The 21,780-nt window shown below is 69.2% G+C and carries 21 protein-coding genes; 9 read left to right on the forward strand and 12 right to left on the reverse strand.

The features are described from left to right. Window positions 1-12 precede the first annotated feature (12 nt). From FCG67_RS20660 to FCG67_RS20675, 4 genes are all read right to left on the reverse strand, one after another. Window positions 13-1,191, reverse strand: coding sequence for an acetyl-CoA C-acyltransferase (locus FCG67_RS20660; RefSeq protein WP_136911526.1), 1,179 nt, complete (start codon window positions 1,189-1,191; stop codon window positions 13-15). Window positions 1,192-1,289: 98 nt separating this feature from the next. Next, on the reverse strand, window positions 1,290-3,479 hold the full coding sequence (locus FCG67_RS20665) for a heavy metal translocating P-type ATPase (RefSeq protein WP_136911527.1): 2,190 nt from the start codon (window positions 3,477-3,479) through the stop codon (window positions 1,290-1,292). Window positions 3,480-3,485: 6 nt separating this feature from the next. Then, on the reverse strand, window positions 3,486-3,773 hold the full coding sequence (locus tag FCG67_RS20670; RefSeq protein ID WP_136911528.1) for a DUF1490 family protein: 288 nt from the start codon (window positions 3,771-3,773) through the stop codon (window positions 3,486-3,488). A gap of 64 nt (window positions 3,774-3,837) precedes the next feature. Further along, window positions 3,838-4,779, reverse strand: coding sequence for a LysR substrate-binding domain-containing protein (locus FCG67_RS20675; RefSeq protein ID WP_136911529.1), 942 nt, complete (start codon window positions 4,777-4,779; stop codon window positions 3,838-3,840). 188 nt (window positions 4,780-4,967) lie between these two features. On the opposite strand from FCG67_RS20675, the gene FCG67_RS20680 reads away from it, so the two are divergent. The 3 genes from FCG67_RS20680 (at window position 4,968) to FCG67_RS20690 (ending at window position 6,863) form a co-directional block, all read left to right on the forward strand. After that, complete coding sequence (locus tag FCG67_RS20680) at window positions 4,968-5,555, forward strand: peroxiredoxin (RefSeq protein WP_077041398.1); 588 nt, start codon at window positions 4,968-4,970, stop codon at window positions 5,553-5,555. 2 nt (window positions 5,556-5,557) lie between these two features. Continuing rightward, window positions 5,558-6,097, forward strand: a complete 540-nt coding sequence (gene ahpD / locus FCG67_RS20685; protein WP_136911530.1) for an alkylhydroperoxidase, AhpD family — start codon at window positions 5,558-5,560, stop codon at window positions 6,095-6,097. A gap of 91 nt (window positions 6,098-6,188) precedes the next feature. Next, on the forward strand, window positions 6,189-6,863 hold the full coding sequence (locus FCG67_RS20690; protein ID WP_136911531.1) for a PhzF family phenazine biosynthesis protein: 675 nt from the start codon (window positions 6,189-6,191) through the stop codon (window positions 6,861-6,863). A 9-nt stretch (window positions 6,864-6,872) separates the two neighbouring features. Here FCG67_RS20690 and FCG67_RS20695 read toward each other — a convergent pair whose 3' ends face one another. Further along, the gene (locus FCG67_RS20695) at window positions 6,873-7,445 is read right to left on the reverse strand and encodes a TetR/AcrR family transcriptional regulator (RefSeq protein WP_136911532.1); all 573 of its coding nucleotides are present in this window, start codon (window positions 7,443-7,445) and stop codon (window positions 6,873-6,875) included. Between the two features lie 70 nt (window positions 7,446-7,515). On the opposite strand from FCG67_RS20695, the gene FCG67_RS20700 reads away from it, so the two are divergent. Next, window positions 7,516-8,094 carry a dihydrofolate reductase family protein gene (locus FCG67_RS20700; RefSeq protein ID WP_136911533.1) on the forward strand — a complete coding sequence of 193 codons (579 nt, stop codon included), beginning with the start codon at window positions 7,516-7,518 and terminating at the stop codon, window positions 8,092-8,094. Between the two features lie 22 nt (window positions 8,095-8,116). Here FCG67_RS20700 and FCG67_RS20705 read toward each other — a convergent pair whose 3' ends face one another. Next, window positions 8,117-8,815, reverse strand: coding sequence for a hypothetical protein (locus FCG67_RS20705; protein ID WP_136911534.1), 699 nt, complete (start codon window positions 8,813-8,815; stop codon window positions 8,117-8,119). 17 nt (window positions 8,816-8,832) lie between these two features. On the opposite strand from FCG67_RS20705, the gene FCG67_RS20710 reads away from it, so the two are divergent. The 3 genes from FCG67_RS20710 (at window position 8,833) to FCG67_RS20720 (ending at window position 11,177) form a co-directional block, all read left to right on the forward strand. Continuing rightward, on the forward strand, window positions 8,833-9,099 hold the full coding sequence (locus FCG67_RS20710; RefSeq protein WP_136911535.1) for a hypothetical protein: 267 nt from the start codon (window positions 8,833-8,835) through the stop codon (window positions 9,097-9,099). Continuing rightward, window positions 9,074-10,063: a TauD/TfdA family dioxygenase gene (locus FCG67_RS20715; RefSeq protein WP_246045195.1), complete on the forward strand. Its 990-nt coding sequence runs from the start codon at window positions 9,074-9,076 to the stop codon at window positions 10,061-10,063. The genes FCG67_RS20710 and FCG67_RS20715 overlap by 26 nt, the downstream gene beginning before the upstream one ends. A gap of 136 nt (window positions 10,064-10,199) precedes the next feature. Next, window positions 10,200-11,177, forward strand: coding sequence for an Acg family FMN-binding oxidoreductase (locus FCG67_RS20720; RefSeq protein ID WP_136911536.1), 978 nt, complete (start codon window positions 10,200-10,202; stop codon window positions 11,175-11,177). A gap of 25 nt (window positions 11,178-11,202) precedes the next feature. Here FCG67_RS20720 and FCG67_RS20725 read toward each other — a convergent pair whose 3' ends face one another. Further along, entirely contained in the window at window positions 11,203-12,396 is a 1,194-nt protein-coding gene (locus FCG67_RS20725; protein ID WP_136911592.1) for an aminotransferase family protein, read from the reverse strand. A 35-nt stretch (window positions 12,397-12,431) separates the two neighbouring features. Further along, window positions 12,432-13,133 carry a Pr6Pr family membrane protein gene (locus FCG67_RS20730; protein ID WP_136911537.1) on the reverse strand — a complete coding sequence of 234 codons (702 nt, stop codon included), beginning with the start codon at window positions 13,131-13,133 and terminating at the stop codon, window positions 12,432-12,434. 73 nt (window positions 13,134-13,206) lie between these two features. On the opposite strand from FCG67_RS20730, the gene hrpA reads away from it, so the two are divergent. Continuing rightward, window positions 13,207-17,115 (forward strand): ATP-dependent RNA helicase HrpA, encoded by a 3,909-nt coding sequence (gene hrpA, locus FCG67_RS20735; RefSeq protein WP_136911538.1) that lies wholly within the window; start codon window positions 13,207-13,209, stop codon window positions 17,113-17,115. Between the two features lie 3 nt (window positions 17,116-17,118). Here hrpA and nrdR read toward each other — a convergent pair whose 3' ends face one another. Together nrdR and FCG67_RS20745 are read right to left on the reverse strand one after the other, a co-directional pair. Then, on the reverse strand, window positions 17,119-17,583 hold the full coding sequence (gene nrdR / locus FCG67_RS20740) for a transcriptional regulator NrdR (protein ID WP_077041388.1): 465 nt from the start codon (window positions 17,581-17,583) through the stop codon (window positions 17,119-17,121). Between the two features lie 108 nt (window positions 17,584-17,691). Continuing rightward, on the reverse strand, window positions 17,692-18,159 hold the full coding sequence (locus FCG67_RS20745) for a LysM peptidoglycan-binding domain-containing protein (protein ID WP_136911539.1): 468 nt from the start codon (window positions 18,157-18,159) through the stop codon (window positions 17,692-17,694). A 187-nt stretch (window positions 18,160-18,346) separates the two neighbouring features. Here FCG67_RS20745 and lexA point away from each other — a divergent pair, with 187 nt between their 5' ends. Then, window positions 18,347-19,078 (forward strand): transcriptional repressor LexA, encoded by a 732-nt coding sequence (gene lexA, locus FCG67_RS20750; protein ID WP_136911540.1) that lies wholly within the window; start codon window positions 18,347-18,349, stop codon window positions 19,076-19,078. A 79-nt stretch (window positions 19,079-19,157) separates the two neighbouring features. Here the strand turns inward: lexA and FCG67_RS20755 are convergent, their stop codons facing one another. Beyond that, window positions 19,158-20,303, reverse strand: coding sequence for an acyl-CoA dehydrogenase family protein (locus tag FCG67_RS20755; RefSeq protein ID WP_027499503.1), 1,146 nt, complete (start codon window positions 20,301-20,303; stop codon window positions 19,158-19,160). A 121-nt stretch (window positions 20,304-20,424) separates the two neighbouring features. Further along, the gene (locus FCG67_RS20760; RefSeq protein WP_425467868.1) at window positions 20,425-21,702 is read right to left on the reverse strand and encodes a uracil-xanthine permease family protein; all 1,278 of its coding nucleotides are present in this window, start codon (window positions 21,700-21,702) and stop codon (window positions 20,425-20,427) included. Window positions 21,703-21,780 lie beyond the last annotated feature (78 nt).

A 21,780-nucleotide genomic window follows, 5' to 3' on the forward strand; every position in this document is an offset into this window, starting at 1 on the left:
CGGCGTAGCCGCCTACACCTCGATGATCATGGCGATGCCCTGGCCGCCGCCGCCACAGAGGGCCGCCGCACCCTTGCCGCCGCCGCGCGCCTTGAGCGAATGCGCCAGGGAGAGGACGATCCTCGCACCGGACATGCCGACCGGGTGCCCGACCGCGATGGCACCGCCGTGGATGTTGACCTTGTCCGCGTCGACGCCGAGCTGACGCATCGACGCGATCGCGACACCGGCGAACGCCTCGTTGATCTCGAGCAGGTCGAGGTCGGCGACGGTGGTCTCACCGTCACGCTTCAGCGCCGCCTCGATGGCGTTGGCGGGCTGGTGCAGCAGGGAGGTGTCGGGGCCCGCGACGAGGGCATGCGCCTTGATCTCGGCGATCCACTCGATCCCCCGGGCCTCCGCAACGTCCTTACGCATCACGATGACGGCGGCCGCGCCGTCCGACAGCTGCGAGGACGCGCCCGCCGTGATGGTGCCGTCCTTCGCGAACGCCGGACGCAGCTTGCCGAGGGAGTCCACGGTGGTCCCCGCGCGGATGCCCTCGTCGTCGGCGACGGTGACGGCACCCTTGCGGGACGCGATCTCCACCGGTGCGATCTCGGCCGCGAACGCGCCCGACTCGGTCGCGGCGGCGGCGAGGCGGTGCGAGCGGGCCGCGAACTCGTCCTGCTCGGCGCGGCTGATGTTCTCCGAGGCCTGGTAGCTCTCGGTGGACGCGCCCATCGACACGCCGTCGAACGCGCACACCAGGGCGTCCCGATCGAGGGCGTCCTCGAAGCCGGTGGTGCCGTACTTCAGTCCGGTCCTGGCTCCGCGCACCAGGTACGGCGCGTTCGTCATCGACTCCATGCCGCCCGCGACCACGACATCGGCGGCGCCGGTGGCGATCAGCCGGTCGGCCTGCATGATCGCCTCGAGGCCGGACAGGCAGAGGTTGTTCACGGTGGTGGCGGGCACCGTCATCGGCAGGCCCGCCGCGACCGCCGCCTGCCGCGCCGGGTTCGGGCCGACACCGGCCTGCACCACGGTGCCCATCACCACTGCGTCGACACCATCGGTACCGAGGCCGCTGCGTTCGAGGGCGGCGGCGATCGCGCGCCCACCCAACTCCGCCGCCGTCAGCGACGCCAGCGCGCCGGAGAGCTTTCCGATCGGGGTCCTGGCCCCCGCCACGATGACACTGGTGCTCACGCTGAATCTCCTTCGTCGTTCGATCGCCGCACACCGGTGCGGGTTCGATCCATCGTCCCATCCGCTCCCCGGGGCGACCGTCGTGGGCGGTGACGGTCTCAGCGTTCCCCGTCGACCCGGTACCGGATCAGGCGGGAGCTGTTGGCGACCACGGCGACCGAGGACGCGTTGTGCAGGATCGCCGCGAACACCGGGGACAGCGCGCCGCCTGCCCCGACCAGCAGGCCGAGTGCGTTGACGGCGATGGACATCGAGTAGTTCTGCCGGATCAGGCGGACCGCGTGACCGCCGAGGTCGCGGACGTCGAGCAGTCGGGTCAGATCGTCGCTCGCGAGCGCGACGTCGGCGGTCTCGACGGCGACGTCCGTACCCGCCAGGCCCATCGCTATCCCGATGTCGGCAGCGGCGAGCGCCGGTGCGTCGTTGGTGCCGTCGCCGACCATCGCGACCACATGGCCCTCGGCCCGCAGGCGCTGCACGACCTCCAGCTTGTCGTCGGGGAGCACCTCGGCACGCCACTCCTCGATCCCCAGCTCCGCGGCGACCGCGGCGGCCGTCTCCGGATGGTCGCCGGTGAGCATGATCACCCGCCGCGCCCCGGTGGCCCGCAATCGGTCAAGGACCGATTGCGCCTCCGGTCGCAGCTCGTCGCGCAGGCTGATCAGGCCGACCAGCCTGCCGTCGACGGCCAGCAGCAGCGGGGTCTCCGCCCGGCGACGTAACTTGCCGACCCAGTCGGCGGCCCGTTTCGACACCCGCACGTTCTCCGATTCCAGCAGTGACACGCTGCCGAGCAGCAGTGTCCTGCCGTCGGCCCAGGTGCGCATGCCCAGCCCGACGAGCACCTCGCACTCCTGGTGCGGCGGGATCTCGATGTGCCGTTCCGCCGTCGATCGCAGCACCGCCTCGGCCAGCGGATGCCGCGAGTGGATCTCGGAGCTCGCGGCGTAGGCCAGCACCTGATCGGGTCGCCAGTCCTTCGCCAGCGCGACGATATTGGTCACCACCGGCCTACCGACGGTCAGGGTTCCCGTCTTGTCGAAGACGAACGCGTCCACCCGGCCCGCGTCCTCGAGGTGCGAGCCGCCCTTGATGAGGATGCCCCGCCTGGCGCCGTTGCCGATGGCCGCGCTGATCGCCGTCGGCGTCGCGAGCCCGACCGCGCACGGGCAGGCGACGAGCAGCATGGTCATCGCCCGGCGTACGTCCCGCGTCGCGGCCAGTGTCAGAGCCGAGAGCACGAAGGAGGCGGGCACGAACCGGCGCGAGAAGTTCTCCCCCACCGTCTGGATCGCGGCCCTGTCCTCCTGCGCCTCCTCGACGCGGGTGATGATCCGACCGATGGTGGTGTCATCGCCGACCGCGTCCGCACGCACCACCAGCCTGCCCCGCATCACGACCGAGCCGGCGTGCACCCTGGCCCCTGCGACGATGCTCGCGGGCAGCGTCTCGCCGGTGATCGCGGACCGGTCGACGATGGCCTCGCCCTCGATCACGATCCCGTCGACCGCGAGGGCGACGTGCTCGTGCACGATCACCTCGTCGCCGATCTCCAGCGCGTCGATCCCGACCTGGATCTCACTCCCGTCGGCGGTCCGGACCCAGGCGGTGTCCTGGGTGCCCTTGAGCAGGTCCGAGATGGCGCGTCGGGTCCGGCGCAGGGTCAGATCCTGAAGGTACTCACCGATGTTCAGGAGCCACAGCACGGTGAGGGCGACGACATTCTCACGGAGCACGAGGCTGGCGACGGTCGCGGCCGAGACCAGCGCGTCGGTGCCGGGCGCCCGGCTGCCGCGCAGCGCCCGCAGCGCCCCGCGCAGAAAGGGGTATCCCGTGAACACCGTCGCCCCGGTGGCCACGGCGCGTCCGGTGGGGCCCAGCAGCGCGGGCCTCCCGAGTGCGTGCCGGCGGAAACCGAGCAGCACGAGCGCCGCCCCGCCGACCGCCATCCGCACGACGTCCGCGTTACCGATGTCCGCAGAGGTGGGCGCCCGATCCGGCACCAGGGCGTCGGGGATGAGCCTGCTGGCGCCGATGGCCGCCGCGAATCCGTCCCGGTCGGCGGTGCGGGGCGAGTACCAGATGACGATCGAGGCGGTGCGCGGATAGGCGTGCACGGCCCGCACCCCGGTCAGGGTGCCGACGGCGTCCTCGACGGCGACCGCCCGCGGCCGGCTGCCCCGCAGCCACGGCGCGTGCATCCGCACCCGTCCACCCGCGTCGGAGAGGACGGTCAGGTCTCCGACCGCGGTCGGAACCTGATGCAGCACCGCCGGTTCCGCGGACATCTCGCCCTAGTGAGCGTGCCCGTGGCCGCCCGCGTCCGCAACCCCTGGCGGCGGCACCTCTTCGCCGAGGCGCTCGCGCGCTTCGGCCACCACGTCAGCCATCGTGAGACGGGCGGACTCCGCGCCTTCCTCCGCCTTGCGGGCGCCCCGCAGGCCCCACTCGGTGGCCGTCACGGCGGCCTCCCGCAGCGGCGCCCTCGCGACGATCCGCCGCGCCCCGTTGTAGGCGGCGACCCCCACGGCCCCGGTGACCACCGTCGAGGCGGCCTTGATGATCAGTCCGTGCAGAGGCATCGTCGTTCCTCCTGCTGGTGCGGCGTATGTCCATTGTGACGCACCGACACGCGATCGCGGAGGCCTATCGGGAACCCGCGGACGGCGTCGCGGCAGCGCCAGGCGCGACCGACCGCACCACATCGGCGAGCCTGCGGTAGCCGTCGGCCCGCCCGCTGGAGGAGCGGAACACCAGGCCGATCGTCCGGCCCGGCGCCGGGCTCGCGAACCGGGCGGTGGCGAGGTCGCCGCGGCGGGTCTCCACCGGGACCGCCGAATCCGGCACCAGGGTCACCCCGAGGCCACCAGCGACGCACTGCACCACGGTCGCGAGCGAGGTCGCCCTGGTGTCCCCGGACGACGGGTGCGCGTCCACCGAGCGGCACAGGTCGAGAGTCTGGTCGCGGAGGCAGTGCCCCTCGTCGAGCAGCAGCAGCGGCAGGTCGTCGAGCACCTGTGGCGACAGGTCGACCCGCCCGGCCAACTCGTGGTCACCCGGCACCACCATCACGAAATCCTCTGTGTAGAGAGGGATCTCCACCAACCCGGTCGCCTCCGACGGGAGCGCAAGGACAGCGACGTCCAGCACGCCCGCGCGCAGCGAATCCAGCAGCCGCGCGGTCTGGTCCTCGATCACCTGGGGCACCACGGCGGGCAACTCCGCACGCATCGCGGGCAGCAGAGCGGGCAGCACGTACGGCGCGACGGTCGGGATCAGACCCATGCGAAGCGGACCGCCGAGCCGGTCCCCCACGCCCGCCGCGGTGGCCACGAACCCGTCCGCCGCCTCGAGGATCATCTTCGCCTGCGCGAGCAGCTGGGTGCCTGCGTCGGTCACGAGCACCCGACGGGTGCTGCGCTCGATCAGCTGCACCCCGAGCCCGTTCTCGAGCGCCGCAAGCGCCTGCGACAACGTGGGCTGGCTCACATTCAATCGCGCTGCCGCGGTACCGAAGTGGCGGTATTCGGCGACCGCGACGAAGGCACGCAGCTGCGACAGTGTGGGTTGATAAGTCTGATCAGCCATGCCTATCAGTGTAGTGGCATATATCGCCTTTACCTTTTGAAAGGTTTCGGGCACTATGGACTCATACCAAAGAGCGCAGGTCAGCGGGGACCCGCGAGACCCGCTCCCGGTATCGAAATCACCCCGGCGTAGCCACCAGTGTGGTTGCCCGTGCCCGACGATCCATCACAAGTAGGAGGACGAGACATATGGCTCTGCTGACCATCGGCGACCAGTTCCCGGCGTACAACCTCAAGGCCGTCATCGGCGGGGACCTGTCCAAGGTCGACGCCCAGCAGCCTGACGACTACTTCACCCAGGTCACCAGCGACGACTACGCCGGCAAGTGGCGGATCGTGTTCTTCTGGCCCAAGGACTTCACCTTCGTGTGCCCCACCGAGATCGCCGCGTTCGGCAAGCTGAACGAGGAGTTCGCGGATCGCGACGCCCAGGTGCTCGGCGCCTCCGTCGACAACGAGTTCGTGCACTTCCAGTGGCGCGCACAGCACGACGAGCTCAAGACCCTCCCCTTCCCGATGCTCTCGGACCTCAAGCGTGAGCTGGCCGAGGCCACCGGCGTCCTCAACGCCGACGGCGTCGCGGACCGCGCCACCTTCATCGTGGACCCGAACAACGAGATCCAGTTCGTCTCCGTGACCGCCGGTTCCGTCGGCCGCAACGTCGACGAGGTGCTGCGCGTGCTCGACGCACTGCAGTCCGACGAGCTGTGCGCCTGCAACTGGAAGAAGGGCGACCCGACCATCAACGCCGGCGAGCTGCTGGCCGAGAGCGTCTAGTCATGAGCGTCGAGAACCTGAAGAACTCGCTGCCCGAGTACGCCAAGGACCTCAAGCTGAACCTCAGCTCGCTGGCCCGGTCCACCGAGCTGAACGAGCAGCAGCTCTGGGGCACCTTCCTCGCCGCAGCGGCCGCCACCCGGTCCGCGACCGTGTTGCGGGAGATCGCGGAAGAGGCCGCCGACAACCTGTCGGCGGAGGCGTACAACGCCGCCCTCGGCGCCGCGTCGATCATGGGCATGAACAACGTCGCGTACCGCGCAAAGAGCTTCCTCGGTGACGATTTCACCCAGGTGCGCATGGGCCTTCGCATGAACATCATCGGCAGCCCCGGCGTCGAGAAGGCCGACTTCGAGCTGTGGTCGCTCGCGGTGTCGACCATCAACGGTTGCCACGACTGCACCGCCGCCCACGACGCGGTGGTCCGCAAGGAGGGCCTGACCAAGGAACAGGTCTGGGAGGCCGTCAAGGTCGCCGCCACCCTCCAGGGCGTGGCCCAGGCGGTCACCGCCAGCGAGACCCTCGCGGGCGCGGGCGTCTAGTCCGGCTTCACCCTCAAACCCGAAGGTGTCTTTTGTGCGATCGGATCGCACAAAAGGCACCTTCGGTCGTTACCGGCGGTATCGTTTAACGATGAGTATCGAGGTTGACGTCGTCAGGGTCTTCACCGATGCGAACGGCCACCACGGCAACGCATTGGGCATCGTGGATGCGGCATTGGTGCCGGCGGAGCGCAGGCAGGGCCTGGCCGCCGAACTCGGGTTCAGCGAGACGATTTTCGTCGAACTACCCGGCCCTGGCGCCGCGAGCGCGCGGGCGCAGATCTTCACCCCCGCCACCGAACTGCCCTTCGCCGGGCACCCGACGGTCGGCCTGTCCTGGTGGCTGCGCGAACGGGGCGCGGCCGTCGACGTCCTCGAGGTCCCGGCCGGTCCGGTCACCACCTACGTCGACCACGGGATGACCTGGGTGCGCGCCAAACCCGACTGGGCGCCCGAGTTCACCCTGCACCCGAAACCCGACTCCGCGGCAGTGGTCTCCACCAGGGCGGACTCGTTCGAATCCGGACACCACTACGTCTGGGCGTGGGCAGGCGAGGGTGCGATCAGATCCCGAATGTTCGCCCCGCTCATGGGGATACCGGAGGACGAGGCCACCGGCGCGGCGGCGGTCCGGATCACCGAGCACCTGCGCCGAAGCCTGCACATCACCCAGGGGCGCGGGTCGCAGATCTACACCGTCTACGCACGCGACGGATGGGTCGACGTCGGCGGACGCGTACACCCGGACCGAACGCTGAGCGTGTAGACCCACCGGCTATCCGGACAGCGCGCGATCGACCGCCGCCTCGATGAGTTCGTCGATCTCGCTGTCCGAGAACAGCTCCGGCAGCGTCAGCCGGTCGACGATCAACCAGTTCAGCGCGAGATAGAGCAGGCGGACCGTGGTGGCGTCGCCCGGCATGCCCGCCTGCAGGTGATTGGTGACGTTGAAGTCCAGGTCGGCCCGGATCCGTTCGGTCAGCACCGCGCGCAGCTCCGGTCGCCGGGTCGCCTCGAGCCTGAGCTCGAGCAGGGCGAGGAAGCCCGTGCGGAACTCGGTGATCCGGCCGACGACCTCGCGCATCAGCCCGACCAGATGATCACGATCGTGCGGACCGCCGAGGCTCTGCGCCAAGGACTCGTCATCGGGGGTCAGCCGCTCATAGAACCGGCCGCCCGCCTGAGCCAACAGGTCGTCGCGGTTGGCGAAATAGTTCGACGCCGTACCCGGCGGCACCCCCGCCCGCGAATCGACGGCCCGGAAGGTGAGCCCGCGCGCACCCAGTTCCGCCAGGACCTCGATCGCGGCGTCGACCAACGCCGCTCGTCTCTCCGGATTGCTCCGCACTTGACACCACTCCATCCGTAGTACTACGTTCAGACCACTTCAAATAGAGTACTACGGACGGAGCACTTATATGCGCAAGCTTGTGTACTACGTGGGAATCTCGCTCGACGGTTACATCGCCGGCCCGGGCGGCGAATGGGAATTCATGCTCTCGGACGAGGTGACGGCATGGATCACCCAGCGATACCCGGACACCGTCCCCACCCACATCCGCCCGCACGTCGGCCTCGACGGCACCGCCAACCAGGCGTTCGGCGCGGTGGTGATGGGCCTCGGGACCTATCAGCCCGGCCTCGACGTCGGCGTCACCAGCCCCTACGCCCACCTGAAGCAGTACGTGGTCTCGACCACCCTCGGCGAGATCGCCGATCCGGCGGTCGAGCTGGTCACCGGCGACCCGATCGGCCTCGTCCGCGAGCTCAAGGCCCAGGAGGGGATGGACGTCTGGCTCGCGGGCGGCGGAAAGCTGGCGGGCACCCTGCTGCCCGAGATCGACGAACTCGTCATCAAGCGCTACCCCGTGATCGCGGGGGCAGGCATCCCGGCGTTCGACGGGGCGTTCCTGCCGACGCGGTTCACCCCGACCCGCACCGAGTCCTTCGACAGCGGCGCCTCGGTCACCTGGTTCTCCCGGACCCCGGCGGCCTGATCCGACACGGGGCCGGTCGCCGTCAGCTCTCCGGCGACCGGCCCGCCGCGAGATCGGCATCGCTGAGCAGCACCTCGATCTCCCCGCCCAGCGTCACCCCCGGGGCCAGCGGCAGCCGGTCGCCGCTCCAGAATCGGCCCGGGTCATACCAATTCGTCTTGCGGCGCTCCGTGAGCAGCCCCATCGACTCATAGGTCTGCGCGACCACCTCGGCGCAGTACGCGCTCTCGAGACCCGCCGAAGCCTCCGCGGAATCCCGGGACGAACTGCGCCGCAGCGACGGCAGCCGACCACCGAACCAGCGCGTGACCAGCTTCGCCGTGGACGGGAACGGCGTGCCGTCGAGCCGCGCGACGGTGCGCATCAGCGCGTCCTCCTGCTCCCGGGTCACCGGCTCCTCGAGCTGCCGCAGCCAGCCACGCTGACCGTACTTCGCACCCCACACCTGGACCGCCTGCCGCAGATCGTGCAGCTGCACGCCGCGCTGGAACCGCCCGGTCCACATGTCCTGCAAGGAATGTCCGAGCTCCGCGTGCCACATCAGCGGCGGCATGTCATCGAGAACCACCGACATCCCGACGTGGTTCACGGGGCTGTTCGTCAGCGTCTGGATCGCCCGATCGGCGCCCGAGTGGCCGCGGAAGATCCAGATGTCCCCGGTTCGGGTGGCATCCACGGCCTCGTCGAGGCTCACCTGCGATTCGTGCATCCGGCGACTCATGCACCTAGCCTAGAGCGATGCGCATGGACGGCAGGAACGTGTGGAAGCTCGTCGGACTCGCGGGCGTCGTCGGGGTCGCGGCCACGGGGGCACTCGCCGCGCGCGCCGAACGCAAGCGCCGCGCCTACACCCCCGACGAGGTCCGGTCCCAGCTGCACGCCCGTTTCGCGCAGGCCACCGCCGCGGCCGACCTCCCGCGGGTGGATCTGATCGAGGTGAAACCGACTCTGCGCGAACGCGTGTCGGGACTCTTCCGGCGTGTTCGCCGGCAAGGCGGGAACTGACAAGCCCGATCAGGTGATCCGGTCACCTCAGGTTTCGGACGCGGTCTGGGACAGATCGGACTTCCCCGACAGTTCGACATGGACCGTGGTCCTCACCGGAGCCGAGCGATCGGAGATCGTCGAGGCGGCCAGATCCGACGCACCCGACGACTCACGCCTGTTCCCCACCCTTCGGTCCCGCTGCGTCCAGTGGGCGCACACGCTGAACTCGGGATGCGGTTTCGTCCTGCTGCGCGGGTTCCCCCTGGACGAACTCGGCACCGAGGAGATCGAGCGGGCCTATCTCGCGCTGGGATCCATGCTCGGCGATCCGGTGAGTCAGGATCGCGACGGCTCGGTGCTCACCCACATTCGCGACGAGCGGATCGAGCGGACCGATCCCACCGTCCGGCTCTACCGGACCAGGGAGCGCCAGGATTTCCACACCGACGGTTCCGACCTGGTCGCGCTGCTGTGCCTGGCCGAGGCGGCGACCGGAGGCGAGAGCTGGATCGCCAGCTCGGCAGCCATCTACAACGAGGTGCTGCGGCGGCGGCCGGATCTCCTCGAAGTCCTCTACTCCCCCATGCCCTGGGACCGCAACGGTGAAGAGGCCGCCGGCGACCCCCCGTACTTCGAACTCGCCCCACTCAATGACATCGGCGGAGCACCCCGCCTGTTCTACATCAGCTGGTACATCCGAGACTCCCAACGGCACCCGCAGGCCCCGCGACTGACGGCGGAGCAACTCGAGGCCCTCGAACTCGTCGAGGCCATCGCCAACGAGCCGCGCTTCCACGTCGAGATGGTCTTCGAACCCGGCGACGTCCAGATCCTGAACAACGGACGCATCCTGCACGCCCGCAACGCCTACCAGGACCACCCCGACCTCGACAGGCGCAGGCACCTGCTGCGATTGTGGCTGTCGGCCGCGAGCGCACACAGCGTCGCGGAACCGCTGCGATCGGGCATCCCGCGGCGCTGAACCGGCGGGCCGATCACGGGGGTGGGGTCGAAAGGCCCTAGCCGCGGCCGATCCCCGGGCAGATAATTGACTGTCCGGTATCGAGGGAGCTCCCAGGCGAGGTTCCCGGGCACCGGTCAACGGTGAGGAGACGGTCATGGACACCGCGGTGCCGGACACCGGCGTCATCCAGAGTGCGGTCGATCTGGCGTGCCGCGCGCCGTCGGTGCACAACAGCCAGCCCTGGCGGTGGCGATACTCCGCGGGTCGGCTCGACCTGTTCAGCGAGCGCACCCGGCTCCTGCCCTCCGCCGATCCGTCGGGACGCCAGCTGCACATCAGCTGCGGCGCGGCGCTCCATCACGTCGAGGTCGCCCTCACCTCGCTGCGCTGGCGATCGGACATCGACCTCCTGCCGGAGCCCAGCCTTCCCCGGCTCGTCGCCGCCATCCACTGTCACCGGGACGCGACCCCGCGCTCACACGACTTCGACCTGGTCACCGCCATCCGCCACCGCCGCACCGATCGCAGACCCTTCGGCCCACTCGCCGCGGAGGCGGGACCGGTCGGGCGGCTGGGCGATCAGGCGGGCAGGTTCGGCGTCACGCTGACGGTGCTCGCGCCCGAGGCGAGGACGACGCTGGCCGCGGCGACCGACGCCAGCTCCGCGGCCAGGCGGTACGACTCCGACTACCAGGCCGAACTGCACTGGTGGGCCGGGCACTCCCTCACCGGCGAGGGGATACCACCCGGTTCGCTGGCGACCACCGGCGAGAGCGCACATGTCCCGATCGGGCGAGCGTTCCCGCGTCCCGGCAGGCAGGAGTCGACGCCCGGGCCGGGCGTCGACGAGTCCACCGTGCTGATGCTGAGCACCGATTCCGACTCACCCGCCGCCTGGACGCGGTGCGGGCAGGCGCTGTCCGCGGTCCTGCTCGAGGCGACGTCGAGAGGGATCGCGACCTGCCCGCTGACTCACCTCACCGAGGTCGAAACGAGCCGGGACATGATCGCGGCGCTGGCGCCCGACGCCGGACTCCCCCAGGTCCTGCTCCGGATCGGCTCGGTCACCGGCTCGCCCCCGGCGGGGCGCACGCCGCGCCGATCGACCGCAGAGGTTCTCACCCTGCACTGAACCGTCGACCGGCGGGCGCGAGCGCTCAGCCGAGCGCCTTGAGGACCCCCGCCGCCATCTCGGCCACCTCGTCGTCGCTCATCACGAAGGACGGCGAGAACTGCATGGCGCCGACGCCCGCCGCGCGACCCGAGATGCCGTGCTCCCGAAGGGTCTTGACAAACGGCAACGCCTCCGCGGGATCCGTGAGCTGCACCGCCGCCACCGCACCGAGACCGCTGCGCACCTCCGCGACCCGCGGGTGCTCGGCCAGCGGCGACAGGTGCTCGTGCAGCGACCGCTCGAGCCGAGCGGACTCCTCGAGCAGGTTCTCCCGCTCGATGATGTCCAGGTTCGCCAGCGCCGCGGCTGCCGCGCCCGCGTGCCCGCCATAGGTGTACCCGTGCCGCCACCACACGCCGCCGGAGAAGAAGGGCTCGGCGACCCGGGGCGCGATGAATACCGCACCCATCGGGACGTATCCGGAGGTCAGTCCCTTCGCCGTGGTCACCATGTCCGGCTGCAGGTCGAAACGGGTCGAGGCGAACCACGAGCCGCCGATCCGGCCGAAGCCCGTGACCACCTCGTCGACGACGAACAGGATGTCGTGGTCACGGCAGATCTGCCGCACCTCGGCGAGGTAGCCCTCCGGCGGCAGGTAGATCCCGCCCGCGCCGATGATCGGCTCGACGAAGAAGGCCGCGATCGTGTCCGCGCCCTCCCGCTCGATGAGCTCGAGCAGGCTCTTGCCGTTGTCCCACTCGACCGTCCTGGCGTCCGGCATCAGCTCGCCGTAGCCTTCCCGGTTCACGGGGATGCCTGCCAGTGCGGTGCCCGCCACGTGCATGCCGTGGTACGCCTTCTGCCGCCCGACCACGATCCGCTTGTTCGGCTTGCCCATCTCGTGCCAGTAGCGCCTGGCCAGCTTGGCCGCGGTGTCAACCGAGTCGGAGCCGCCCGAGGTGAAGAAGATCTTGCTACCAGGCACCGGCGCGATCGCGGACAGGCGCTCGGCGAGCGCGAACGTCGTCTCGGGCGCGAAATCGCCGAAGTTGGAGAAGTGCGCGATCGACCTGAGCTGCGTGGCGACCGCGTCCGCGATCTCGGCGCGACCGTGCCCGACGTTGGTGAACCAGAGGCCCGCCGTCGCGTCGAGGTAGCGGTTGCCCTTGTCGTCCCAGATGTACGCGCCGTCGCCGCGGCTGACGACGAACGGACCGCCATCGCTCACCGCGCCCATGTCCGCGAATCCGTGCCACAGTGCCTGGGTGTTCGTCACGCCATCTCCTCGCTCTCGCCGGTGGCGATCCCTTCCGCCGCCATCCGGCGCTCGGTTCCACCGTATCGCCACCGCTGGGCGAGCCTGCCCGCGGCGTTGACCGCGAACGACATCAGCACCATGGCCAACAGCAGCACCACCAGCCCGATGGACATCTGCAGGTAGCCCTGCACGCGGGGGTCGATGAACGGATACGGGTACCAATCCACGATCGGGCCACGGACGAGTGTGTAGACGCCGTACACGACCGGGAACGTCAGCCAGGTCATCGACTGCCGGTCGGTGATCCGCATCCGCGGCGGGTTGATCAGCCAGTCCAGGAAGATCGCGAGCGGCAGGATCTCGTGCAGGAGGACGTTGATCCATTTGTCCTGCAGCATCACATCGACGTTGGCGAGCAGGGCCGCGTAGATGATCCCTGTGATGACCATGTACACGGTGGTCGCGCCGCGAAAGAGCTGCCAGTTCCGCGACTGCGGGTCCGCGAACGCCCCGACGAGGAACACGATCACCGTCAACACGTTGCTGAGGATGGTGAAGTAGCTGAAGTAGTTCGTGGTCGAGAACGTCTCGCTGTCGATGTTGCGCAGCGGAATCCAGACCAGCGCGAGGATCCCGAGACCGGCGAACACCAGCCGCAGCGCCCGCCAGATCGGATTCGTGTGTGGGTAGACCGGGGTCTCCGTGGCAGCAGTCACCCGCAGATGTTCGCACAGGGCAACAGCGGGCTGCGGTATTTGAGTGGCGGCCTTTCGATAGGCTGGTCCGAGCATGTCCACCACACCTTCGCCCGAGCTGCCCGACGTCGACCGGCGCGAGCTCAAGCGCCGCCTGGCCCACCTCTCCCTCCGGGACGAGCACCGACTCCGGCGTCGCCTCGACCGCGCCTCGAACCCCGAGGCCCTCACCGGGCTCCTCCGCGAGGTCTCGCAGGCGGAGACCCGCATCGCATCCCGCCGCGCGAACACCCCGAAGACCAGCTACCCGGACAACCTTCCGGTCAGCCTGCGCCGTGACGACATCGCCGCCGCGATCGCCGCGAACCAGGTCGTCATCGTGGCCGGCGAGACCGGATCCGGTAAGACCACCCAGATCCCGAAGATCTGTCTCGACCTCGGGCGTGGGGTGCGCGGGCTGATCGGGCACACCCAGCCGCGCCGGATCGCCGCGCGCACCGTCGCCGAGCGCATCGCCGAGGAGTTGGACACCCCGCTCGGCGAGGCCGTCGGCTACACGGTCCGCTTCACCGACCAGGTGTCGGACGGCACCCTGATCAAGCTGATGACCGACGGCATCCTGCTCGCCGAGATCCAGCGCGACCGGATGCTGCGCCGGTACGACACCCTCATCATCGACGAGGCGCACGAACGCAGCCTCAACATCGACTTCATCCTCGGCTATCTCAGGGAACTGTTGCCGCGGCGGCCCGACCTGAAGGTGATCATCACCTCCGCGACGATCGACCCGGAGCGCTTCGCGCAGCACTTCGCCGTGAACGGGGTGCCCGCACCGATCGTGGAGGTCTCGGGTCGCACCTTCCCTGTCGAGGTCCGGTACCGGCCGCTGAGCGTCGACGTCGGCGAGCAGACCATCGATCGCGACCCCGTCGACGCGGTCGGCGAGGCAGTCGAGGAACTGCTCGGCGAGGGTGACGGCGACATCCTGGTGTTCCTCTCCGGCGAACGCGAGATCCGCGACACCGCCGACGCACTGCGGGACCGCAAGCTGCGCGGCACGGAAATCCTTCCGTTGTACGCGCGGCTGTCCGCGGCCGAGCAGCACCGGGTCTTCGAGCGGCACACGGGACGCCGGGTGGTGCTCTCGACCAACGTCGCGGAGACCTCGCTGACGGTCCCCGGCATCCGGTACGTCATCGATCCCGGCACCGCCCGCATCTCCCGGTATTCCGTGCGCACCAAGGTCCAGAGGCTGCCGATCGAGGAGATCTCGCAGGCCTCGGCCCGCCAGCGCGCGGGGCGCTGTGGCCGTGTCGCGGACGGCATCTGCATCCGCCTCTACTCCGAGGACGACTTCGAGTCGCGTCCCGCCTTCACCGAACCCGAGATCCTGCGCACCAACCTGGCGTCGGTGGTGCTGCAGATGACCGCCCTCGGCCTCGGTGACATCGCCGCCTTCCCGTTCGTGGAGGCACCTGATCCGCGTGCGATCCGTGACGGCGTCGCGTTGCTCGAGGAACTCGGGGCGATTAAGCCGGGGGCCAAGGACGGCGTCACCGAGCTGACCCCGGTCGGGCAGGAGCTCGCACAGTTGCCGGTTGACCCCCGGATGGCGCGGATGCTCGCCCATGCGCACAACACCGGGTGCCTGCGCGAGACCCTCATCATCGTCGCCGCGCTGTCGATCCAGGACGTGCGCGAACGGCCCGCCGAACACCAGCAGGCCGCCGACGAGAAGCACGCCAGGTTCACCGTGGCCGGCTCCGATTTCCTCGCCTACCTCAAGCTGTGGGAGTACCTCGGCGAGCAGCGGAAAGAGCTGTCCTCCAACCAGTTCCGGAAGATGTGCAAGAACGAGTTCCTGCACTGGCTGCGGATCAGGGAGTGGCAGGACCTGCACGGCCAGCTCGCGCAGATCACCCGTGGGCTCGGCTGGACCGGCAACGACCAGCCGGCCGGCGAGGCCTCGGTGCACCAGGCGCTGCTGTCCGGGCTGCTCTCCCATGTCGGCCTGCGCGAGGGCGACAAGCGGGACTTTCTCGGCGCCCGCGGCGCCCGGTTCGCGGTGTTCCCCGGTTCCTCGCTGTTCAAGAAGCCGCCGCGCTGGGTGATGGCCGCCGAACTGGTGGAAACCTCCAGGCTCTGGGGCAGGATGGCGGCAGGCATCGAGCCCGAGTGGGCGGAGAAGCTGGCGCCGCACCTGATCAAGCGCACCTACTCCGAGCCACACTGGTCGACCAAGCGCGCCTGCGCGATGGCGTACGAGCGGGTCACGCTGTACGGCATTCCGCTGGTCGCCAAGCGGGCGGTCACCTACAGCTCGATCGACCCCGAGACCTCGCGGGAGTTGTTCATCCGGCACGCGCTGGTGCAGGGCGAATGGCAGACCCAGCACAAGTTCTTCCATCAGAACCGCGCCCTGCTCGAGGATGTCGAGGAGATGGAGACCAGGGCACGCAGGCGCGACATCCTGGTCGACGACGAGGCCCTCTACGAGTTCTACGACCAGCGCGTCGGCCAGGAAGCCGTGTCCGCCAGGCACTTCGACACCTGGTGGAAGCGTGCCAGGCGCACGAATCCGGACCTGCTGAACTTCACGGCATCGACCATCGTCAACGCCGATGCCGCCGGGGTGCTCGGCGGCGACTATCCGAACACCTGGCGCCAGGGCGAGATCTCGTTCCCGCTGACCTACCAGTTCGAACCCGGCACCGAGGACGACGGCGTCACCGCACGCATCCCCGTCGCGCTGCTCGCCCAGGTCCGTCCGGTGGGCTTCGACTGGCTGGTGCCCGGCATGCGCGAGGACCTGGTCACCGCGCTCATCAAGACCCTCCCGAAACCGTTGCGCCGCACCGTGGTCCCCGCACCCGATTACGCCAGGGCGGCACTGTCGGCCGTCAAACCGCGATCCGAGGCGTTGACCATGGCGATCGCCAGGGAACTGTCCCGCATGGCAGGCGCCCCGATCTCGCCCCGTGACTTCGACCTGAGCGCGGTCCCGGATCACCTGAGGATGACCTTCGCCGCGGTCGACGGTTCGGGCAAGGTACTCGGCCGGAGCAAGAGCCTGACCGGGCTCTCCGCCTCGCTCTCGCCCCGCGTCGACGTCGAGGTGGCCAGGGCGGCCTCGAGCACCGAGCGTCCCGCCGCCGCGGCCTGGACGTCGGAGACACTCGGCACCCTGCCGGACAGCGTGACCCGCACCATCGCGGGCCAGAAGGTGGTCGGCTACCCGGCGCTCGTCCCCGAGAAGGAGGGCGTCGCGGTCAGGGTCCTCAGCACCCCGCTCGCGCAGCGCCAGGCGATGCGCGAGGGCACAAGGGCCCTGCTGCTGAGCGCCATCGTCACCCCGACGAAGTCCGCGATCTCCGGCCTCGGCACCCGGGATCGGCTGGCCCTGAGTCAGAACCCGCACGGCAGCGTGGAGGCCCTCGTCGAGGACTGCCGGGCCTGCGCGGTGAACGAGCTGATGGACGCGAACGGCGGGCCGACCCGCACCCCGGAGGCGTTCGAGAAGCTGCAGGCCGCGGTGCGAGCCCAGCTCGCCACTCGGGTGGCGGTACTGGTCCGGTTGGTGGTCCCCGCGCTGTCCCGTGCCCAGGAGCTGCGCGTGATCCTCGATCGCGCCACGGGAGAGGCCGCCGACGATGTGCGCGAGCAGCTCGAGACGCTGATGTACGCCGGATTCGTCACCGACACCGGCACCGACCGGCTGCGGGAGCTGCCCCGGTACCTGGAGGGAGCCATCCGCCGTCTCGAGGCGCTCCCCGCCAGCGCGGGGCGCGACAGCCAGGGCCTGGTGGTGCTGGACGCGGTCTACGAGGATTACGGCCGACTGCTCGGACGCCTGGACGAGCGCAGGCACCACGATCCGGATGTGGACGCGGTCCGCTGGATGATCGAGGAACTGAGGGTCGGCCTGTTCGCGCAGTCGCTCGGGACCCCGTACCCCGTGTCCGAGAAGCGAATCCGAAAGGCGATTGCCGCGATCACCCGGTGACGGTCAGTCGGTCGCGGATTCCTCGCGATGCACGCGCAGGTCCTTGATCTCGCGCTCGAAATCCTCGGCGGAGCTGAAAGAGCGGTACACCGAGGCGAATCGCAGGTAGGCCACCTCGTCGAGGTCGCGGAGCGGGCCGAGGATCGCCAACCCGACCTCGTTGCTGGGGATCTCGGCCGATCCGGCCGCGCGCACGGCCTCCTCGACCTTCTGGGCGAGCTTGTAGAGCGCGTCCTCGTCCACCGCCCGGCCCTGGCAGGCCCGCCGAACGCCGCGGACCACTTTTTCGCGGCTGAACGGCTCGGTGACGCCGCTGCGCTTGACCACCGAGAGCACCGCGGTCTCGACGGTGGTGAACCGCCGACCGCATTCCGGGCATGAACGCCGCCTGCGAATGGCGTTGCCCTCGTCGGCTTCACGAGAGTCGACCACGCGTGAATCGGGATGCCTACAGAACGGGCAATGCATGGCGAATCCTTCGTCGGAACCGAGGAGCCCTGTACGACCACTGGATGTGGTGGGGCTGACAGGGTTCGAGGATACCGCCGCCGGGCGCCCGAGGGCGCGCATCGGGGTTCAGTCCACCGGTCCGACGGGCACCACCAGCGATTGTCCCGTCTGCACCGACGCTCCTGACATGGCGTTCAGGTCGAGAATCCGCGCCACGACCTGCTCGACACGACTCCCCGGTGCGACGCGCGAAGCGACGTCGCTGAGCGTCTCCCCGCCCTGCACCTGCACCACCGCGGTCTCGCCGAGGGCGAACGGCGGGTTCGACCGGGCCTGCGCGATCCCGAGCAGGCCGGCCACGGCGACCGCCGACAGCAGCATCCCCACGAGTAGCGCGCCGATTCCGCTCTCCCGCCCGCTCGTGCCGTGCACGGCCCTTGACACCGGCATCGGCGCCCGGCCGTATTCGACGAAGCCGTCCACCCGGCGTCGACGCGAGGCAACCTGTCGCGACCTGCCGCCGTTCGGGACCGTGTTCTTCGGGACCGCCCTGCTCGTGGGAACTGCCATGCTCATGGGGACTGCCATGCTCATCGGAACCTCCGCCGGTGATCGTTTCGCTTCATTCGTTCACACGTTCGAGTGAACGCATGTTCGATTTCTACCACGGCGGTCCGACAAAGTCTCGACTTGACGCGACACATCTCGAACAGATGTTTGAAACATGCTGGAATCCGGTCTAGATTCGTGTCAGAACCCACATCGACACGGGAGGCCCTCCATGAAGGACGACAGCTCCAACGACGGCTCGGCCGCCACCCCAGGCGGAACCGACCTCGCGGCGGGGCTCACGGATCGACAGCGCCGGGTGCTGGAGGTGATCCGCGCCTCGGTCAGCGAACGCGGCTACCCGCCGAGCATCCGCGAGATCGGCGACGCGGTCGGGCTCACGTCGACCTCGTCGGTCGCGCACCAGCTCCGCACGCTCGAACGCAAGGGCTTCCTGCGGCGCGATCCCAACCGTCCGCGCGCCGTGGACGTCCGCGGGCTGGACGACGGTGTTGCGGCCTCCGACACCGAGGCCGGCTTCGAGAACGCGGCGCAGCCCGCGGGCGAGGGCACCGAGACCCAGCTGCCGAAGCCGACTTTCGTCCCCGTGCTCGGACGGATCGCAGCAGGCGGTCCGATTCTCGCCGAGGAGGCCGTCGAGGACGTGTTCCCCCTCCCCCGCGAGCTCGTCGGGCAGGGATCGTTGTTCCTGCTGAAGGTGGTCGGCGAATCGATGATCGAGGCGGCGATCTGCGACGGCGACTGGGTGGTCGTCCGGCAGCAGAGTGTGGCCGACAACGGCGACATCGTGGCCGCGATGATCGACGGCGAGGCGACCGTGAAGACGTTCAAGCGGACCAAGGGTGAGGTGTGGCTGATGCCGCACAACCCGCTGTTCGAACCGATTCCCGGGAACGATGCGGCCATTCTCGGCAAGGTCGTCACTGTGATGCGCAAGATCTGATCCGCCGCGGCCGAACCCCCGGTACGCACGAGAAAGGCCGCGGCACCAGGTGCCGCGGCCTTTCTCGTGTCCGGTTCGATCAGGACAGGTTCAGTCCCCGACCGATGATCTCCTTCATGATCTCCGTGGTGCCGCCGTAGATGGTCTGCACGCGAGAGTCCATGTACGCCTTGGCGATTGGGTACTCGCGCATGTAGCCGTAACCGCCGTGCAGCTGCAGGCAGCGATCGATCAGCTTGACCTGCGCCTCTGTCGTCCACCACTTGGCCATCGCGGCCTCCTGGACGGTGAGCTTGCCTTCGTTGAGCTGCTCGATGAACTTGTCCACGAGGATCCGCACGGCGGTGGTCTCGGTGGCGAGCTCGGCAAGCACGAAGCGGGTGTTCTGGAAGCTGCCGATCGGCTTGCCGAACGCCTTGCGGTCGCGGACGTACTGCATCGTCATCTCGAGGCAGGATTCCATCGCGGCGGCAGCGACGACGGCGATCGACATGCGCTCCTGCGGGAGGTTCTGCATCAGGTAGATGAAGCCCATGCCCTCCTCGCCGAGGAGGTTGGCAGCGGGGACCCGCACGTCGGTGAAGCTGAGCTCGGCGGTGTCCTGCGCCTTGAGGCCGATCTTGTCCAGATTGCGACCGCGCTCGAAGCCCTCCATGCCGCGCTCGACGACGAGGAGCGAGAAGCCCTGAGCACCCTTGTCCGGGTCCGTGCACGCGACCACGACCACCAGGTCGGCGTTGATCCCGTTGGTGATGAAGGTCTTCGAGCCGTTGAGGACCCAGTGGTCGCCGTCGCGCACCGCGCGGGTCTTGATGTTCTGCAGGTCGCTGCCGGTTCCGGGCTCGGTCATCGCGATCGCGGTGATGATCTCACCGGAACAGAAACCGGGCAGCCAGCGCTTCTTCTGCTCCTCGTTGGCCAGCTTGAGCAGGTACGGCGCCACCACGTCGTTGTGGAGCATGAAGCCGACGCCACTGAAACCACCGCGGGTGGTCTCCTCGGTGATGATGGCGTTGTAGCGGAAGTCCTCGACGCCGCCGCCGCCGTACTCCTCGGGCACGTCCATGCCGAGGAAGCCCTGCTCGCCTGCCTTCTTCCAGACCTCACGGTCGACGATGTTCTGCTCTTCCCACTTGTCGTGGTTGGGAGCGACCTCCTGCTCGAGGAACTTCTGGTAGGACTCCCGGAAGAGAAGGTGCTCGGGCTCGAAAAGCGTGCGTTCCATCAAGGCTCCTGTGTGTCGACGTAGCTGCCTGCCAGGCTAGGCGTCGTCCGACTCGGCGGTCGATGACCCTAGCGAGCGCAATCTGTGACCAACAGCGAATCCCGGACGCGGCGACGAGCGGTCACCGACGCAGCCGCGCCAACGCCCGCATCAGCGGGTACCCGACGAGGATCCCGACCGAGCCCCACGCGATGCCGCCGAGCTCAACCGAGCCGACCATCAGGGTGAGGTTTCCGATGCCTGCCACCAGCGCCGCGGCGACGACCGTGAGATTCACCGGATCGGTGAAATCGACCTTGGCCTCCATCCAGATCCGCACGCCGAGAATCCCGATGAGCCCGTAGAGCACCAGCGTGGCGCCGCCGATCACCCCGTCCGGCACGGTGAACACGAGGGCACCGAACTTCGGCGAGAACGCGAGCACGATCGCCGTCGCCGCCGCCACCCAATAGGCGGCCGTGGAGTACACCCTCGTCGCCGCCATCACGCCGATGTTCTCCGCGTACGTGGTGGTGCCCGAGCCACCGCCCGCGCCCGCGAGGGTGGTGGCGAGACCGTCCGCGAAGAGGGCGTCGCCCGCGACGTCGTCGAGCGACCGACCGGTCATCGCGGCGACCGCCTTGACGTGACCGACGTTCTCGGCGATCAACACGATCACCACCGGGAGCGCGAGCGCGATCGCCGACCATTGCAAGCTCGGCCCGCGCAGGTGCGGCAGGCCCACCCAGGCCGCCTCACGCAGGGCGTCCACCCGCTCGGTCGACAGGCCACCGGTCACCGCGGCGAACACCCACCCGATCACGACGCCGACGAGGATTCCCAGCCTGCCGAGCAGTCCCGGACCGGCGGCGGTGACCACCAGGATCGCGACGAGGGTGACGGCCGCGATCAGCGGCTGGGCCTGAAACGAACCGACCGCCGCAGGCGCCAGGTTCAATCCGATCAGCATGACCACGGCACCGGTCACCACCGGCGGCATCACGGCGTCGAGCACGCGGGCGCCCGCGAGCTTGACCACGATGCCGACCAGCATCAGCACGACGCCGACGGCCAGCACCGCGCCGAGCTGCGCGGCGGGTCCGTCGGCCGCCGAGGCGGTGAGTGGAGCGATGAAGGCGAACGACGAACCGAGGTAACTCGGGATCCGGCCCCTGGTGATGACGAGGAACAGCACGGTGCCGATGCCCGAGAACAAGAGCGTGGTCGTCACCGGGAATCCGGTGATCGTCGGCACCAACAATGTCGCGCCGAACATCGCGATCACGTGCTGCATTCCGATTCCGACCGTGCGGGGCCACGACAGCCGCTCGTCGGGTGCCACCACGGCACCGTCCGCGATCTTCTTGCCGTCGCCGTGCATCTGCCAGCGGAATCGAGATCCGCCGGCGCCCGTCGTCATCTCCTGCTCAGTCACGGGAGCCAATTCTAGGACGCGACACCGCATTCGCGCCCACGTGGAGGAAACGGTGCGATCGAT

The sequence above is a fragment of the Rhodococcus oryzae genome, assembly GCF_005049235.1.
Lineage (GTDB): Bacteria > Actinomycetota > Actinomycetes > Mycobacteriales > Mycobacteriaceae > Rhodococcus_G > Rhodococcus_G oryzae.